Here is a 14,110-nt window from a genome sequence, read left to right on the forward strand (position 1 = left end):
GTTTTCCCCTCTCCCTAACCCTCTCCCCGCTTGCGGGGAGAGGAGATTCTTTCCCTCTCCCGCCAGGGCGGGAGGTGAGGCGGAAACAGAGAAAGGTCCGGTGGACCTTTCTCCCGCCAAACGGGCGCAGATGTAGTAACTGCGCCCCGGCGGGAATAGTGGGGGAGAGGGTGGGACGGCAGCAGCGTCGCCACTGATGCCAACGGAAATCACTCTCGTCTCGGCATTCCTCGTCGGCCTGTTGGGTTCGACGCATTGCCTCGGCATGTGCGGCGGCATCGTGGGCGCGCTCACGCTCGGATTGCACGATGACATCCGTCGCTCTCCCGTCCGGCTTTTCCCTTATCTTGCCGCCTACAACATCGGACGCATCGCGAGCTACGCCATCGCCGGCGCATTGCTGGGCGCCTTGAGCGCCAAGGCATTGAGCCTCGCTCCGCCGGCGCAAGTTCGTTGGATCGTCAAACTCGTCACCGGCGGTTTCATGATCGCGCTCGGGCTTTACCTCGCCGGCTGGTGGCCGGGCCTCACGGCGCTGGAACGCCTCGGCGGAAAATTGTGGACGCGCATCGAACCCTTCGGCCGGCGGTTTCTGCCGGTGAATCACCCGCTCAAGGCGCTCGCGCTCGGGCTGGTGTGGGGCTGGCTGCCGTGCGGGTTGGTGTATTCGGCGCTCGCCTGGTCGCTGGCTTCGGGTGACGCCGTACAAGGCGCCGCGCTGATGCTCGCCTTCGGTCTGGGCACCTTGCCCATGCTGCTCGCCATGGGCGCCGCCGCGCGCTGGCTCGGCCAGGTCGCGCGCCTTGTCTGGGTGCGACGCGGCGCGGGAGTTTTGATCCTGCTCTTTGGCGTGTATACACTGGCGGCACCGGGCGGGCATGCCGGCCATGATCACGCGGCGCATCAGCCCATGCCACAGGAGAATCAAGAATGAGGCGCTATCTCAAAATGACTCCCTCCCGCCCCTCTCCCCTTGTGGGAGAGGGCAGCCGCCGCAAAGCGGCGGCGGGAGAGGGGAAATTCATATTCAATTCATTTTTGAGGTAGCTTCATAATGTCATCGCGAAAAATAAAAATGACCATCGGTTCGGTGACGCTCGAAGCCGAACTCTTGAAGACGCCGACCGCGGACGCCATCTGGAACGCGCTGCCGTTCACTTCCAAGGCGAATACCTGGGGCGACGAGGTTTATTTTTCGACGCCGGTGCACCTGAAACGGGAAGCCGACGCGCGCGACGTGGTGCAAGCCGGCGAGCTGGCGTTCTGGACCGAGGGCGATTCCATCGCCATTGGTTTCGGCCGCACGCCGGTTTCACGCGGCGATGAAATCCGCCTCGCGTCACCGACCAACATCTGGGGCAAGGCGCTGGGAGACGTTAAACAGCTCAAATCAGTCAAAGCAGGAGCGCCGATCAAGGTGGAGAAGATAGATTAGGTTCCGCCGTTGTGTCTCGGGTTGAATGTAGGCTTTCGACTGTGGGTTCAACCGATCGATGCAACACATGCGTTAAACCGTCACATAGCAGTTCAATAGGCTTATCCTGTAGGTTTGCAGTATATTGCTGCGAAACACATTCGAGGTATTCAGCCGAAATGACTGACCTCAAACGGTTTTCAGGTATTTTCAGCCCACGGTATATTGAATATCCCGTACTTGGGCCGTTTAATCATCGTTATGCCTTAAAAAATGAGAGAAACGAATGGCCTTTGATCTGAAAACCCCAGAACTGATAACCATGATAGGTTGGCCTGTCACGTTTGCTCTAGGCGTTGCCGCAACTGTTCTAGCGCAAAAATTTACCAAGCAGCGAAAACGCATCAGTTGGTCGCTGGTTAATGAAAGTAGCTTGCTATCAGAAGAATCTCTTCAAGAGCTTTCGGAAGGTTTTCATGTGCCTTTAAAGATACTAGTTAATGGTAATGAAGAAACAAATCTCAGTACACTGCGAGTAAAAGTTGCGAATACTGGGAACATCGAGCTAGAAAACATTAAACTGCATTTTTCATTTGGCACAAATGCAGTAGCGCACGTCGGTAGATATATCGGAGATCTTGGTGTCTATAGGCAGTCATTGCATCTAGAGAAAAATCGCAATGTCGCAACCCTTGATATTGCGCATATAAATAATGGTCAGTCATTTGAGGTCGAATTTCTTGTTGCTGGTTATAGAACGGGCGAATTCTCTGTAGATATGGCAGCACCAGGTGTAACGCTTAAGCAAACCGATCAGCTATCACTTGAGGCAGGCATCGGAAAGGCTGCGGGCCATGCTGTCAGTGTCGGGCTATTTGGCGTGAAATATGAACCAACCGCCACACAAACGTCACTTCTTGTGAATGAAGTACTTCAGCTACGTAAAGTTATTGAGCGAACTATTAATAAGCAATGAATACTGTCGGTATAACAATCAATTCCAACCGACCCAAAAACCGCTACGCGCTTTTCGGGCGGCCGAATTGAGGCTTAAGGAAAAATAAGGAAAAATGGGGTCAGAGAACAATTACCGCTAATATTAGAAATAATTGTTCTCTGACCCCGATTTCCACGCCAGGTTAGACGTCACGGGGCCAGGTTATACATCAGAATGTGACGTATAAATTACGTTAGGTCACAGGCTTGGTTAGAGAAGAAATACCATGGCAGAAAACAAATCTGAGAAGCCAGTATTCGATCCACTACCGTCACCACAGGAATTCTGTCTGACGGTACCACTCTATGAAGGATTTCGATACAACAAGGATGCATCCAATCCGTTCTTCGGATTGGAGCATTTCAAGGGTTCCTTGGACTGCTATTGCCATGGCTGTGGGCGACACACTGTATTCAACCGAATGGGCGAACCGAAATATCAGGAGCACCACCATAGGAGCAACTACATCTTTGTGCTCTGGTTCTCGTGTTCAAGGGATCGGAATCATCAGGCTTGTTTCATCTTCCACTCGCATGAGGGCGTCATTCAAAAGATTGGGCAGAACCCCTCGCTGGCGGATCTCGCAATTCCGGACCTTGAGAAGTATCGCCCAGTACTGGGAGACGAGGGCTTTCGAGAATTAACGCGGGCGGTCGGCCTTGCTTCTCATGGAGTCGGGGTTGGCGCATTTGTTTACTTGCGCCGCATCTTCGAAGCTCTAATAGAGAAAGCACGACAACAAGCGGCTACGGAGCAAGACTGGGATGAGCGGGCTTTCGAAAATGCTCGGATGGACGAGAAGATAGCAATGCTGAAGCAGCACTTACCAAAATTTCTTGTTGAGAATCGATCTCTCTACGGCATTATGAGCGTAGGAGTACATACGCTTTCAGAGGCGAAATGTCTCGATGCCTTTCCAGTAGTTCGTGTCGGCATCGAGCTCATACTTGACGAACATTTGGAGCGGCACGCCCGCGAAAAGAAGATTGCCGCCGCAACGAAGGGAATTTCTGCGTTGGGAGCTGCGTTAAAGGAGAAATGACGCGACCTAACTACCGCATCAACACCGACCCTCGCCAGCATCGCTCCGCTCGCGGTTCAAGCGCGGCGTTAAGTTTTCTCAACGAGGAGCAATGCCATGGAATTTGAATACGCCTACAACTATTGGAAAAAGAGTTTCGTTGATTCTTCAGATGGACATTTCACCAAGCAAGACTTTGATAAGTGGTTTCGCAATGGCGCCAGACATGCGACGGATGCACTTGGATTTTTCCCAACAGTTGATAGTCCTGGATCAAAGGAGCACTTTGATATCTTGATGCGCCAAGGCTTTATCTCGATGCTTGAGGCATGTGCCGACGGAAGATTCGGAAAATAGTTCGTTGCATTCCCATGGCTTCGGAATATGAATGTCATCCATACTTAACACTTCATTGTATCTTGGCCATGTTATACGGACCGAATAGGAACAATTCCTTAACCAATCAGGTGATTAGATTGTCCAGACAGACACTATCTGTTCCGAGGATATACTGACAGAATTGTCCGTATATCATCTGTTATGGCGCATAACCACGAATCGCAATGTAGTTCTGCTGCTCAAAACAATCGTCAGCGACTCTAATCGATCAGCAGCGGATTAACGAAGCATTTTCGTCCTGACACATGCAAAGGAAGTCACTAATGAAAACTATTTTTCATATACCTATTTTCGCGCTACTCCTTATTAGTAGCCCTGTAACTGCAAGTGAGCCTATTAAGTGTTACGAGAAAGCATGGGAGAGCCGAGAGAAAGGGGGGCTGGGCTTAACAGCAGGGCAAGCTGTCACATTATGCAGCGGAGCGACGGATGCTAATAAAGTAATTCAGTGTTGTGCGAAAGCGTGGGCGCATCCCGAAAACGGTGGGCTCGGGCTGACTGCTGGCCAAGCCGTTATGCTATGCAAAACAAATTCGCTGCAATAAACATGCGCAGGGTTAGATGCGGCGCCATAACAAGTCACTCCAGCCGACCGGCTACGCCGGCGGCTGAGTTCCATCGTTAGGCACTTATGGCAATCCCACGAACCTTTGTATTTGTTGATGGCGAGAACCTCGTTATGAGGTATCAAGCAATGGTTGCCGCTGGCGCCAAGCCAAAAAAGAATGTAATACATATTCCTGATGTTTTCGTCTGGCACCAAGAAATCACAACTTGGTCATGTATGGACATCGGTCGGGTCACTTACTACACAAGTACGATAGGTGATCAGCAACGTTTATTTAAACTCAGATCACAGATTGCAGATACAACGTTCAATTACAACTACGATCCAAGTGATGATGTGCAGCCAGGTTTGGCGCAGCTATTACCAAAGATTTTCCACAAATCATCCAAGAGTCAAAAAACAAGAAACGTCGATATAAATATTGTTATAGATGTAATGCGAGCCGCGCATTTAGATAGCGCGAGCCTGCTCTATATTCTGAGCGGCGATGGAGACTATTTACCCCTTGTCGAGGAAGTGGGCCGCCACGGCAAGGAGATCTGGATGTCAGCCTTTAGCTCCGGACTGAACGAGCAACTCTGTTCAAGCGTGGACTTATTTCAAGGCCTAGATGATTTTTTTTTCAGCCATGTGCCAAAACCTTAACCCCAATATTGTGCGCCTAACATCTAGTTCGTGCGGACGCGGTGAAACGACGACGCGTTTTCTGAAGTATCGTTCCCCGCGCCGCTCAACACGGCGTTAGGTTTTCTGTAAGCCGAGAGAGTTCACGAAATGCAGTGGCTGACCGATCTCATAAAGCACATAACAATATCCAAGATATTGGCAGGCGCGCTGTTCATAACGTCTTCCATCCTGCTCTGGGGCTCGAAAATTCTTCCTGCAATAATCGACCCAACTCCTCAAGAATGGCGCTGGTTCATCCTATGTATCTTCATTTTTAGTCTTTCATTACTAGTACTCTGGTCAGTAATACCTGTGTATCGCTTTTTTCGTGGTATTGGTATATGGGTGGTTCGCCATCCACTATTCAATACACCATCACAGATCGAAGAAATTATGCTTGACCTAATAGGTAGAAAATTCGCAAACGATTGGCTAGACCTTAACAATCCCGCAAGCCAGGACAGTGACGGTATTTCTAAACTTGAGCTACTCGCCTTATCAAAAAGTCTTGAGAAAAAAGGCTTACTTGAAATCTATCGCTTCGACGAGGATAGGGTCAGGCTGACACCGCGCGGCAGAAATCTAGCGCTCACTTTGATTCAGAAACAGAAAACCTAACTATCGGTTCTGATCAAAAGGGCCAAGCTCGATTATTCCCCGACTTGATTCACTGAACTATAGACAGAGTCCATGATTGACATGGTTGCGAGCAGGAGCGGTGCATAAGTGTGTATTACGATAAATAAATGATCCTGGCCCCATTGATTCCACCTCGGTGCACGAAACGGCGCTGAACCAGGACCTGTATTCTTGACATCGTTCGGTCCAGGCGCATGATAGACGCGTTCCATCTCACTCATCCTCCGGGCGACCCTGATGAAATACAAAGACTACTACGGCATTTTAGGCATTGAAAAAAATGCCGGCGGGCCGGAGATCAAGAAAGCCTATCGCAAACTCGCGCACAAGTATCACCCTGACGTCTCCAAAGAACCGAACGCCGAGGAAAAATTCAAGGAAGTCGCCGAGGCTTACGAAACGCTTAAGAACCCGGAGAAGCGTGCCGCCTACGATCAGCTCGGCAGCTATCAGCCGGGACAGGACTTCCGACCGCCCCCGGACTGGCAGAAACAGTACAGCGATACGCACTTCTCGGCCGACGATATCGATCTGTCGGACCTGTTCGCCGGCCTGCGCGGCGGCAGGTTTCACGCGCGCCAAGACCACGGCAAAATTTCGATGCCCGGGGAAGACTACGAAGTCGCTGTACACATCACGATCGAGGAGGCGTATCGCGGCACCGAGGTGCAACTCGACCTGAGCATGCCGGAATTCGATGAGCAGGGCTTGTTGCATCGCGCGCCGCATGTATTCAAGACGCGCATCCCCAAAGGCGTCACGGACGGGCAAAGGCTGCGCATTCCGGGCAAGGGCGGCAAGGGATTCAACGGCGGGCGCAACGGTGATCTGTATCTCAATATCGTGCTGCACCCGCATTCGCTGTTCCGGGTGAGCGGTCACGACCTGTACTTCGATTTGCCCCTGGCCCCGTGGGAGGCCGTGCTTGGCACCAGCGTGGATGTACCGACGCCGGGTGGCCCGGTCCGGCTCAAGGTACCGCCGGGAACGCACGCCGGACAAAAGCTGCGGCTCGGTAAACGCGGACTGCCCAAGCCGCGCGCGGGCGAAGGCGATCTTTTCGCGATCGTGCAAATCGCCGTCCCTGGCGTGGTCAGCGAGCGCGATCGCGCGCTGTACCAACAACTCGCGGAAGGCTCGACGTTCAATCCGCGCGGACATTTCGAACAGGAGCTTAAAAATGAAAGTCGAACTCACTGAAGTGCTGTGGCTCGATGAGCAGGAGCAATTGTCGCTGACGGAACTCGCCGGGCTGTCGGGTCTTTCGGAAGCGGAACTTCACGAGCTGGTGGATTTCGGCGCCATCATACCGGTTGACCCCGGCGCCGAGCCGCTTGGCTTTCGCGCGGACTGCGTCGTGACCGCCAGAACCGCGTGCCGCTTGCGAACCGACTTCGAGCTGGACGCCCAGGGGCTGGCCTTGGCCCTGACTCTCCTCAATCGCATTCATGACCTCGAAGCGCAGCTACGCGACCTCAGCGCGCAACTGCCGCGCCGGCCATGACCACTCAACGGCAGAACAGAAAAGGGTCAGTACCCTTTGTTACTCAGGCTAAAGGGGCCAGGCTGAGGCATAACTGATTTCAGCCTGCGAAAGACGAAGAATTGGGGTCAGATCACAGTTTTCGCTAATATTCGAAACCAGATCAACGGGGCCAGGCTCGATTCTTCCTTCGTGGGCCAGGCGCAAATTGACTGATAAATAATCGAAAAGGAGTGTACCCATGGCGGAGAACACACGCGATTTGGTGGTTGTCATCACGCACGGCATCGATCACGAACTTTCCTCGGCGGGCCTGACCATCGCCTGCGGCGGCATCACCGCCGGGCTCAAAGTATCCATATTCCTGACCAGTTCAGGGGTCGATATCGCACGCAAGCGCGCGGCCGACCTGACGCAGGTGAAACCGCTCGATCCGTTGTCAGACATGATCCGCGACTTCATGGCGCGTGGCGGGAATTTGTGGGCCTGCACGCCGTGCGTGAAAAGCCGCGGTTATACCGAGCAGGATCTGGTGGAGGGCGTGGTCATTACCGGCTCGAGCAAGATGCATGAGCTTATCAAGGCGGGCGCGGCGACGCTGAGTTTCTGAAACTGTGCCCGCGGTTTTAACAATGAAGGAGGTCACACATGTTTATGCTTGAATATCGCGCCTTGAGTTGGTGGTACTGGTTGGTGACGGTCGGCTTTCTGACCGCCGGTGTGTCTGGGTGGCCAACGGGATTCCAATTCGCTATCGGCCTCACAGTGTTTCAGCTAATACACTTCAGCATTCGTGAACGCAGTATCACCGCGTTTCCCATTCAGGTGCGACTCGGATATTTGTTACTGCTCCTTATCGCGTTGCCCGAGAAACTCCAGTTGATTTACTGGATTCCAACGATTGGAACCTGGGCACAGATTCTGTTTGGCTACTGCACGATGGCCCGGATGGTGTCGCTCCTGCCATGGAACCGCAAAGAAGCATTCTCATTCGATCTTCTTAAACGGACCTTCTTTTCCGTTCCAGTCAGGGGGAACATCTTGCAGGGATTGCCATCGGCATAGTCGACACAAGCCCTGGAGCCGACGCAATGAGACAGCGCACCATAGAAATTGAGCCTGGCCCCTTTAATTAGTCCGGCCCGCCGCCTAGCGTGCGCTGCATGCACAGCAGGCTCATGGGCCCGACCGCCGCCGCGACCGCGATGCCGGCGGATATCGATTTAAGCAGCAGCCACGGGTCGATCATGCGGGGCCTATGATACCGGAGCCCGCGACTGGTATTGGTCGCCAAACCGGTCTGCTGAATCAGGTAGTAAATGTATTCCGACGGGATCGAACGAACCGCTGGCCCTGAAATTTCCCTCATCCCACATTATTCCCCCGCGCCCGGGTTGCGGCCCCGCCCGGCCGGGGCTATTTATAAGTATGGTGCCCAGCGATCCGCTTTCAGCAAGAACTATGCAGACCCGCGTCAAGACCAAAAATAATGCCTTGCCGGTCGGCTACCAGTTAGGCGAATACACGATCAAGTCGGTGCTGGGCCAGGGAGGCTTCGGCATTACCTACCTTGCCCAGGACACCCACCTGGGATCGCTCGTGGCCATCAAGGAATATTACCCCGAGGACTATGCCGAGCGCGGGGAAAACTCCACGATATACCCGCGCCCCGACGGAAATGCTTCCGACGCTGAAATATATAGCTGGGGTCTGAACGAATTCCTGAAGGAGGCGCAGGCGCTGGCCAAATTCAAACACAATTATATCGTGCGCGTACTGCGCTACCTCGAGGCCAACGGCACGGCCTACATGAGCATGGAGTACGAAGAGGGCGAAAGCCTGACGAGCTATCTGAAAAAGCACGGAGGCTTTTTGAGCGAGCCCGACCTGCTGCGCATATTCCTGCCGATTCTCACGGGTTTGCATGCCGTGCATGACGCCGGACTGCTGCACCTCGACATCAAGCCCGACAACATTTACCTGCGCCGCAGCGGCCAGCCCATGCTCATCGATTTCGGTTCGGCGCGTCAGCGCCAAGGCAAGGCCGAGACCGGCCGGATCGCGCTCACGCGCGGTTACTCGGCGCTGGAACAGTATCCCGGCAACGGCGGCGTGATGGGCCCGGGCACCGATGTCTATTCGGTCGGCGCCACGCTTTACCGTTGTGTCACCGGCCGCGAGCCGCTGGATTCCCTGGAACGTCACAAGACCATCGGCCTGGGAAAAATCGATCCCATGACGCCGGCGACCAAGTTTGACCGGCCGCTGTTCGCGCCGCATATCCGTCAATGCGTGGATCTCGCGCTGCGTTTGCAGGCGGCGGATCGTCCCGCCTCGGCCCTGGCCTTGCAAAACGGGCTGATGGGCAAGGAGGCCAAGGAAGAAAAATCCACCCCGATGTCGGTTCTGGGACACGGCTCCGGCTTTATCGGCGTGAGCGATGCCATTATCAAACCGCGGCGCAAGTCCAGTACCCGCGGTTTTCTGGAATCAGCCTTTTTATTCTTGTTGGCCATCGTCGCCATGGCCATCGCCTCCGTGAAAATCATGATCGACACCGGCCGTCTGGACGAAACCGAGCTGTACGCCTATTTCGATCAGATTCAGGCCCTGCCTTACGACGCCGGGCGCGAGATTAATCGGTTCATCGACGTGCAGCTGGGAATCAAGCTGGCGGTCAACGCCCCGGTCAGTTCGGCAACGCCGCCACGCGCAGTCAGGCCGAAACGTCTTCCGGAAAAGCCCATACCGGTATTCGATCCTGCCAAGACGATTGCGCTCACGCTCGCGGCGCATGCGCCGGTGACGGCGCTGGCGTTTCTGCGCGACAACGCGGTGCTGGCGGCGGCCTACGACGATGGCGTGGTGAATCTGTGGAATACCGAAACCGGCGCGCTGATATCGACCATGGCCTCCAGCAAGGAGTCGTTGGGCACGATGGCGGCGTCGCCCGACGGGCACTGGCTGGCCTTTTCCGTTGACCCGAACGCCGTGCAGATCTGGGACGCCAAGGAAAATAAAGCGGTTACGAAACTGTCCGGCCATACGGCGCCGGTGATGCGGCTCGCCTTCTCCGCGGATGGCAAGCAGCTGGTGTCGGTCGATCGGGAATCGGACGTTATCCTGTGGGACATGGCGGAGCACAAAAAAATCTTTGACCTCCCCAAGGCCAAACATGAAATTCTGGCACTGGCCGTCGCGCCCAACGGACGCGTATTGGCCGGGGCCGACATCGAAGGTGGCATCCAGTATTGGGACCTCGCGGGCGGCAAGGAACTGGCGTACGTGCCGGTGTACAAAGTCCCGGTCAGCACCATCGCCTACTCCCCGGACGGCAAATGGCTCGCTTCCGGGGGGCAAGAACACAACCTGAAATTATGGGATGGCGGGCTGGGGCGCGATGACCGCGTGCTGGCCGACGCTCCGGATGAAGTGAATACCGTGCAATTTACTCCCGACAGTCGCTGGTTGTTGCTGGGAGGAAAGAATCAGCCGGTGCAAATCTGGGATGTGGAGCAAGGCCGGGTCGCCCACCGGCTCGCCGGTCACGATCTCGGCGTTTCAGTGCTCATGCTTTCATCCGATGGCGCGCGGCTTGCCACGTCCGGCGATGACGGAAAAATCCTGATCTGGAAGTAACGAAATCGGCCTCTCTGCCCGGCCCACCTCAGTTCGGCCGAAGCCAGGGGCCGACAAGCCGCGCGCGGTGCGCTAGACTGGCGGATTCACCCTGTATTGCCGTACCGGCTATGACCGACCCGATCAACAATCTCAATGTCCTCTCGCAGGACCTGTTGCCCACGCCGCAGCAGGTCAAGACCGCGCTGCCGCTGACCGAGGACGCGCAGCGGACGGTGTTGCGCGGGCGCGAAACGGTGCGCTGCATTCTCGATCGTCAGGATCACCGCCTGTTCGTGGTGATCGGCCCATGCTCGATTCACGACATCAAGGCCGCCAAGGAATACGCCGCGCGCCTGAAGCAGTTGGTGCAGGAGGTGGGCGACACGCTGTATCTCATCATGCGCGTCTATTTCGAGAAGCCGCGCACCACGGTCGGGTGGAAGGGGCTCATCAACGATCCGTTCATGGACGATTCCTTTCATATCGAAAAGGGCCTGCACATGGCGCGCGAGCTGCTGTTGTACCTGGCCGAGATGGGCCTGCCGGCCGCGACCGAGGCGCTCGACCCGATCACGCCGCAATATATTTCCGACCTGATCACCTGGACCGCGATCGGCGCGCGCACCACCGAATCGCAGACGCATCGCGAAATGGCCAGCGGCCTGTCCTCGCCGCTCGGCTTCAAGAACGGCACCGACGGCAGCCTCACGGTGGCGATCAACGCGCTGCAGTCGTCAGCGCGTGCGCACCATTTTTTAGGCATCAACCAGGAGGGCCAGTGCGCCGTGTTCCGCACCCGCGGCAACCGCTATGGGCATATGGTGTTGCGCGGCGGCGGCGGGCGTCCGAATTACGATTCGGTTTCGGTCGCCCTGGCCGAGAAGGAACTGGTCGCGGCCGGGCTGCCGGTCAACATCGCGGTGGACTGCTCGCACGGCAATTCCAACAAGGACCCGGCGTTGCAGTCGCTGGTGGCAGAGAACTGCGTTAATCAAATCCTGGAAGGCAACCGGTCGATCGTGGCGTTGATGCTGGAGAGTAATCTGCATGCGGGCAGTCAGCCGATCCCGGCGGATCTGTCGAAACTCAAGTACGGCGTGTCCGTGACCGATCCGTGCATCGACTGGGCGACCACGGAAAAGTTGTTGCGCGGCGCGCGCGAGAAACTAAAGAACGTCCTGCCGGCGCGGCGCGCCGCCGGCAAGCAATGCTAGGGAAGCTCTGAACAAGTGGCAAATAAACTGACCCCCTCTCCCTTCAGGGAGAGGGCCGGGGAGAGGGTGAGTGAAATCAAGATATTGTCCAACCCCCTCACCCTAGCCCTCTCCCCCTGAAAGGGGGAGAGGGGACTTAATCAGAGGTTCCCTAGGGAACCTCTGATTAATGCTCAGAACCGCCAAGGACGCCAAGAAAAAAAAGAATATTGAAGATCAAAGGGAAAAACTTGGCGTTCTTGGCGTCCTTGGCGGTTCAAAATTAATTAGTCAGAACTTCCCTAGTCCACGTTAAGAACGACTTTCCCCATCGTCTTGCCGGAGGCGACCAGGGCATGGGCCTCGGCGGCGCGTTCCAGCGGAAAAGTCGCGTCCACGTGCACGCGCAGTTCACCGGCTTCGAACAGCCCGGCGCCGCGGCGCAGGATCTCGCCCTGGTGCGTCATTGCCTCGTCCATGCCGAAGAACACCGGTACCAGCATCAGCTCGAAGCTCACGCGCTGGTTGCGCGCGCGCGGGACGCTCCAGTCCATTTCGGGTCCGGGCGCGAGCAGCGTGATAACGTCACCGTAATAGCGCACCGCGGAAAAGGTTTCGGCGAGGGTCTTGCCACCGACGGTATCGAAGGCGATGTCCACGCCCTTGCCGCTGGTCCAGTCGAGCACCGCCGCCACGAAATTTTCTTGCTTGTAATTGATCGTGTGGTTGGCGCCGAAGGACCGGGCGAACTCAGCCTTGTCCGCCGAACCGACGGTAGTGCAGACCTCGGCGCCCGTGATCCGCGCCAGTTGGATCGCCACATGCCCCACGCCGCCCGCGCCCGCGTGCACCAGCAGCTTGTCCCAGAACTTGATATCGACGCGGTCGTGCAGCGCCTCCCACGCGGTGATCAGCACCAGCGGCGCGGCCGCGGCTTCGGCGAAGCTCAGGCGCTTTGGTTTCTTCGCCACCAGCCGGTGATCCACCAGCGCAAGCTGCGCGTAACTCCCGAGCCGATCGTGATGCGGCGCCTGGCAGTAATACACCTGATCGCCCGGCTTGAAATCCTTCACGGCCTTGCCGACCGCTTCGATCACGCCGGCGCCATCGCAGCCCAGCACCGGCGGCAGGGGAGCGGGATAGACCGTCGGCTTGGCGCGCATCTTGGTGTCCACCGGATTTATCCCCGCCGCCTTCACGCGCACGAGGATGTCGGTGTCCTGACTCAACACCGGGTCGGGCAGGTCCTGAAACTTCAATACTTCCGGACCGCCGGGGGCCGTCATGACAATGGCTTTCATGGCGGGAATAATGACGCTGGCTAGTGGAGATGTCTATCTAATCGCCTGTCAGAACGACGAGCCGGGGCCTTTCAGGAATTCCAGCTCCTCCGGCGTGGAATCACGGCCGAGCAAGGTGTTGCGATGCGGGAAGCGCTTGAAGCCGTCGACGATTTCCTTATGTTTCTTCGCGAAATCGAGAAAATTCTGGAACGGTTGTTTCAGGGTTGCCGGAACTTCCTCCAGCAGGGCCTCGAAGAGCCGGACACCGGTGGCCTGGTCCTGCGTATCCTCGGAATGTTCAAACGGGAGATAGATAAATACGCGTTCCACCGGCCGCAGCATTCTGTCCACTCCCTGTTCCAGGGCCTCGCGTGCCAGCCGCCGTGCCCGTTCGTCGTAGGCGAAGGCGCGCGCAGTGCCGCGGTACATGTTGCGTGGAAACTGATCGAGCAGCAGAATTCTGGCGAGCTGTCCACGCGGGCTGTTGCCCCACGAGGTAAGCTCTCCTTTGATCTCCGATTCCAGCATCGGCTCGAAGCGGCGACGTATTTCATCGTCCACGTCGGGATTTTTTTTCCACCACAGGCCGGATTTCTCGCGGATGACCTCGGCTTCATCGACGCTGTTGCCGAACCAGTAGCGTAATACGGAATCAATACTTTCCATGCCGGTCAGGCGATGACCGCAGAGCGCTGCGCGATGCCGAGAATGCCCGCGGCCGCGCCCACCGGCGAGAACACCAGCCCGACCAGCAGGCCCGATGCCACGGGTAGCCACGGCGGAACGGCAATAGCGGAGAGAGCGAATGGCATGTGCGTCGATTCTA

The 14,110-nt window shown here is 56.3% G+C and carries 15 protein-coding genes; 13 read left to right on the top strand and 2 right to left on the bottom strand.

The features are described 5' to 3' along the window. Positions 1–196: 196 nt before the first annotated feature. The 13 genes from ACC569_RS07165 (at position 197) to ACC569_RS07225 (ending at position 12,022) form a co-directional block, all read left to right on the top strand. Positions 197–934, top strand: coding sequence for a sulfite exporter TauE/SafE family protein (locus ACC569_RS07165; RefSeq protein ID WP_372522821.1), 738 nt, complete (start codon positions 197–199; stop codon positions 932–934). A 120-nt stretch (positions 935–1,054) separates the two neighbouring features. Next, positions 1,055–1,435 (top strand): cyclophilin-like fold protein, encoded by a 381-nt coding sequence (locus ACC569_RS07170; protein ID WP_372522822.1) that lies wholly within the window; start codon positions 1,055–1,057, stop codon positions 1,433–1,435. 265 nt (positions 1,436–1,700) lie between these two features. After that, positions 1,701–2,390, top strand: a complete 690-nt coding sequence (locus ACC569_RS07175) for a hypothetical protein (protein WP_372522823.1) — start codon at positions 1,701–1,703, stop codon at positions 2,388–2,390. A gap of 247 nt (positions 2,391–2,637) precedes the next feature. Beyond that, positions 2,638–3,453, top strand: coding sequence for a short-chain dehydrogenase (locus ACC569_RS07180; protein ID WP_372522824.1), 816 nt, complete (start codon positions 2,638–2,640; stop codon positions 3,451–3,453). Positions 3,454–3,549: 96 nt separating this feature from the next. Next, a complete protein-coding gene (locus tag ACC569_RS07185; protein WP_372522825.1) occupies positions 3,550–3,789 on the top strand; it encodes a hypothetical protein in 240 nt (79 codons plus the stop codon). A gap of 673 nt (positions 3,790–4,462) precedes the next feature. Then, positions 4,463–5,044 carry an NYN domain-containing protein gene (locus ACC569_RS07190; protein ID WP_372522826.1) on the top strand — a complete coding sequence of 194 codons (582 nt, stop codon included), beginning with the start codon at positions 4,463–4,465 and terminating at the stop codon, positions 5,042–5,044. A gap of 129 nt (positions 5,045–5,173) precedes the next feature. Beyond that, complete coding sequence (locus ACC569_RS07195) at positions 5,174–5,683, top strand: hypothetical protein (protein WP_372522827.1); 510 nt, start codon at positions 5,174–5,176, stop codon at positions 5,681–5,683. 258 nt (positions 5,684–5,941) lie between these two features. Next, positions 5,942–6,904 carry a DnaJ C-terminal domain-containing protein gene (locus ACC569_RS07200; protein WP_372522828.1) on the top strand — a complete coding sequence of 321 codons (963 nt, stop codon included), beginning with the start codon at positions 5,942–5,944 and terminating at the stop codon, positions 6,902–6,904. After that, positions 6,885–7,208: a chaperone modulator CbpM gene (locus tag ACC569_RS07205; protein WP_372522829.1), complete on the top strand. Its 324-nt coding sequence runs from the start codon at positions 6,885–6,887 to the stop codon at positions 7,206–7,208. Before ACC569_RS07200 ends, ACC569_RS07205 begins: the two co-directional genes overlap by 20 nt. A 220-nt stretch (positions 7,209–7,428) precedes the next feature. Then, positions 7,429–7,797 (top strand): DsrE family protein, encoded by a 369-nt coding sequence (locus tag ACC569_RS07210; RefSeq protein WP_372522830.1) that lies wholly within the window; start codon positions 7,429–7,431, stop codon positions 7,795–7,797. 38 nt (positions 7,798–7,835) lie between these two features. Then, positions 7,836–8,252 carry a hypothetical protein gene (locus tag ACC569_RS07215; RefSeq protein WP_372522831.1) on the top strand — a complete coding sequence of 139 codons (417 nt, stop codon included), beginning with the start codon at positions 7,836–7,838 and terminating at the stop codon, positions 8,250–8,252. 396 nt (positions 8,253–8,648) lie between these two features. Further along, positions 8,649–10,826, top strand: a complete 2,178-nt coding sequence (locus ACC569_RS07220) for a protein kinase (protein WP_372522832.1) — start codon at positions 8,649–8,651, stop codon at positions 10,824–10,826. A gap of 110 nt (positions 10,827–10,936) precedes the next feature. Beyond that, a complete protein-coding gene (locus ACC569_RS07225) occupies positions 10,937–12,022 on the top strand; it encodes a 3-deoxy-7-phosphoheptulonate synthase (RefSeq protein ID WP_372522833.1) in 1,086 nt (361 codons plus the stop codon). Between the two features lie 281 nt (positions 12,023–12,303). On the opposite strand, the gene ACC569_RS07230 is transcribed toward ACC569_RS07225, so the two are convergent. Together ACC569_RS07230 and ACC569_RS07235 are read right to left on the bottom strand one after the other, a co-directional pair. After that, positions 12,304–13,302, bottom strand: a complete 999-nt coding sequence (locus ACC569_RS07230) for a zinc-dependent alcohol dehydrogenase family protein (RefSeq protein ID WP_372522834.1) — start codon at positions 13,300–13,302, stop codon at positions 12,304–12,306. A gap of 48 nt (positions 13,303–13,350) precedes the next feature. After that, the gene (locus ACC569_RS07235) at positions 13,351–13,950 is read right to left on the bottom strand and encodes a DUF924 family protein (RefSeq protein WP_372522835.1); all 600 of its coding nucleotides are present in this window, start codon (positions 13,948–13,950) and stop codon (positions 13,351–13,353) included. Between the last annotated feature and the right edge of the window lie 160 nt (positions 13,951–14,110).

Source organism: Sulfuricaulis sp., from assembly GCF_041499725.1.
Classification (GTDB): domain Bacteria; phylum Pseudomonadota; class Gammaproteobacteria; order Acidiferrobacterales; family Sulfurifustaceae; genus Sulfuricaulis.

Coding starts and splice junctions, on each gene's coding strand:
- ACC569_RS07165 (WP_372522821.1), top strand. CDS start 197: ATGCCAACGGAAATCACTCTCGTCTCGGCATTCCTCGTCGGCCTGTTG.
- ACC569_RS07170 (WP_372522822.1), top strand. CDS start 1,055: ATGTCATCGCGAAAAATAAAAATGACCATCGGTTCGGTGACGCTCGAA.
- ACC569_RS07175 (WP_372522823.1), top strand. CDS start 1,701: ATGGCCTTTGATCTGAAAACCCCAGAACTGATAACCATGATAGGTTGG.
- ACC569_RS07180 (WP_372522824.1), top strand. CDS start 2,638: ATGGCAGAAAACAAATCTGAGAAGCCAGTATTCGATCCACTACCGTCA.
- ACC569_RS07185 (WP_372522825.1), top strand. CDS start 3,550: ATGGAATTTGAATACGCCTACAACTATTGGAAAAAGAGTTTCGTTGAT.
- ACC569_RS07190 (WP_372522826.1), top strand. CDS start 4,463: ATGGCAATCCCACGAACCTTTGTATTTGTTGATGGCGAGAACCTCGTT.
- ACC569_RS07195 (WP_372522827.1), top strand. CDS start 5,174: ATGCAGTGGCTGACCGATCTCATAAAGCACATAACAATATCCAAGATA.
- ACC569_RS07200 (WP_372522828.1), top strand. CDS start 5,942: ATGAAATACAAAGACTACTACGGCATTTTAGGCATTGAAAAAAATGCC.
- ACC569_RS07205 (WP_372522829.1), top strand. CDS start 6,885: ATGAAAGTCGAACTCACTGAAGTGCTGTGGCTCGATGAGCAGGAGCAA.
- ACC569_RS07210 (WP_372522830.1), top strand. CDS start 7,429: ATGGCGGAGAACACACGCGATTTGGTGGTTGTCATCACGCACGGCATC.
- ACC569_RS07215 (WP_372522831.1), top strand. CDS start 7,836: ATGTTTATGCTTGAATATCGCGCCTTGAGTTGGTGGTACTGGTTGGTG.
- ACC569_RS07220 (WP_372522832.1), top strand. CDS start 8,649: ATGCAGACCCGCGTCAAGACCAAAAATAATGCCTTGCCGGTCGGCTAC.
- ACC569_RS07225 (WP_372522833.1), top strand. CDS start 10,937: ATGACCGACCCGATCAACAATCTCAATGTCCTCTCGCAGGACCTGTTG.
- ACC569_RS07230 (WP_372522834.1), bottom strand. CDS start 13,302: ATGAAAGCCATTGTCATGACGGCCCCCGGCGGTCCGGAAGTATTGAAG.
- ACC569_RS07235 (WP_372522835.1), bottom strand. CDS start 13,950: ATGGAAAGTATTGATTCCGTATTACGCTACTGGTTCGGCAACAGCGTC.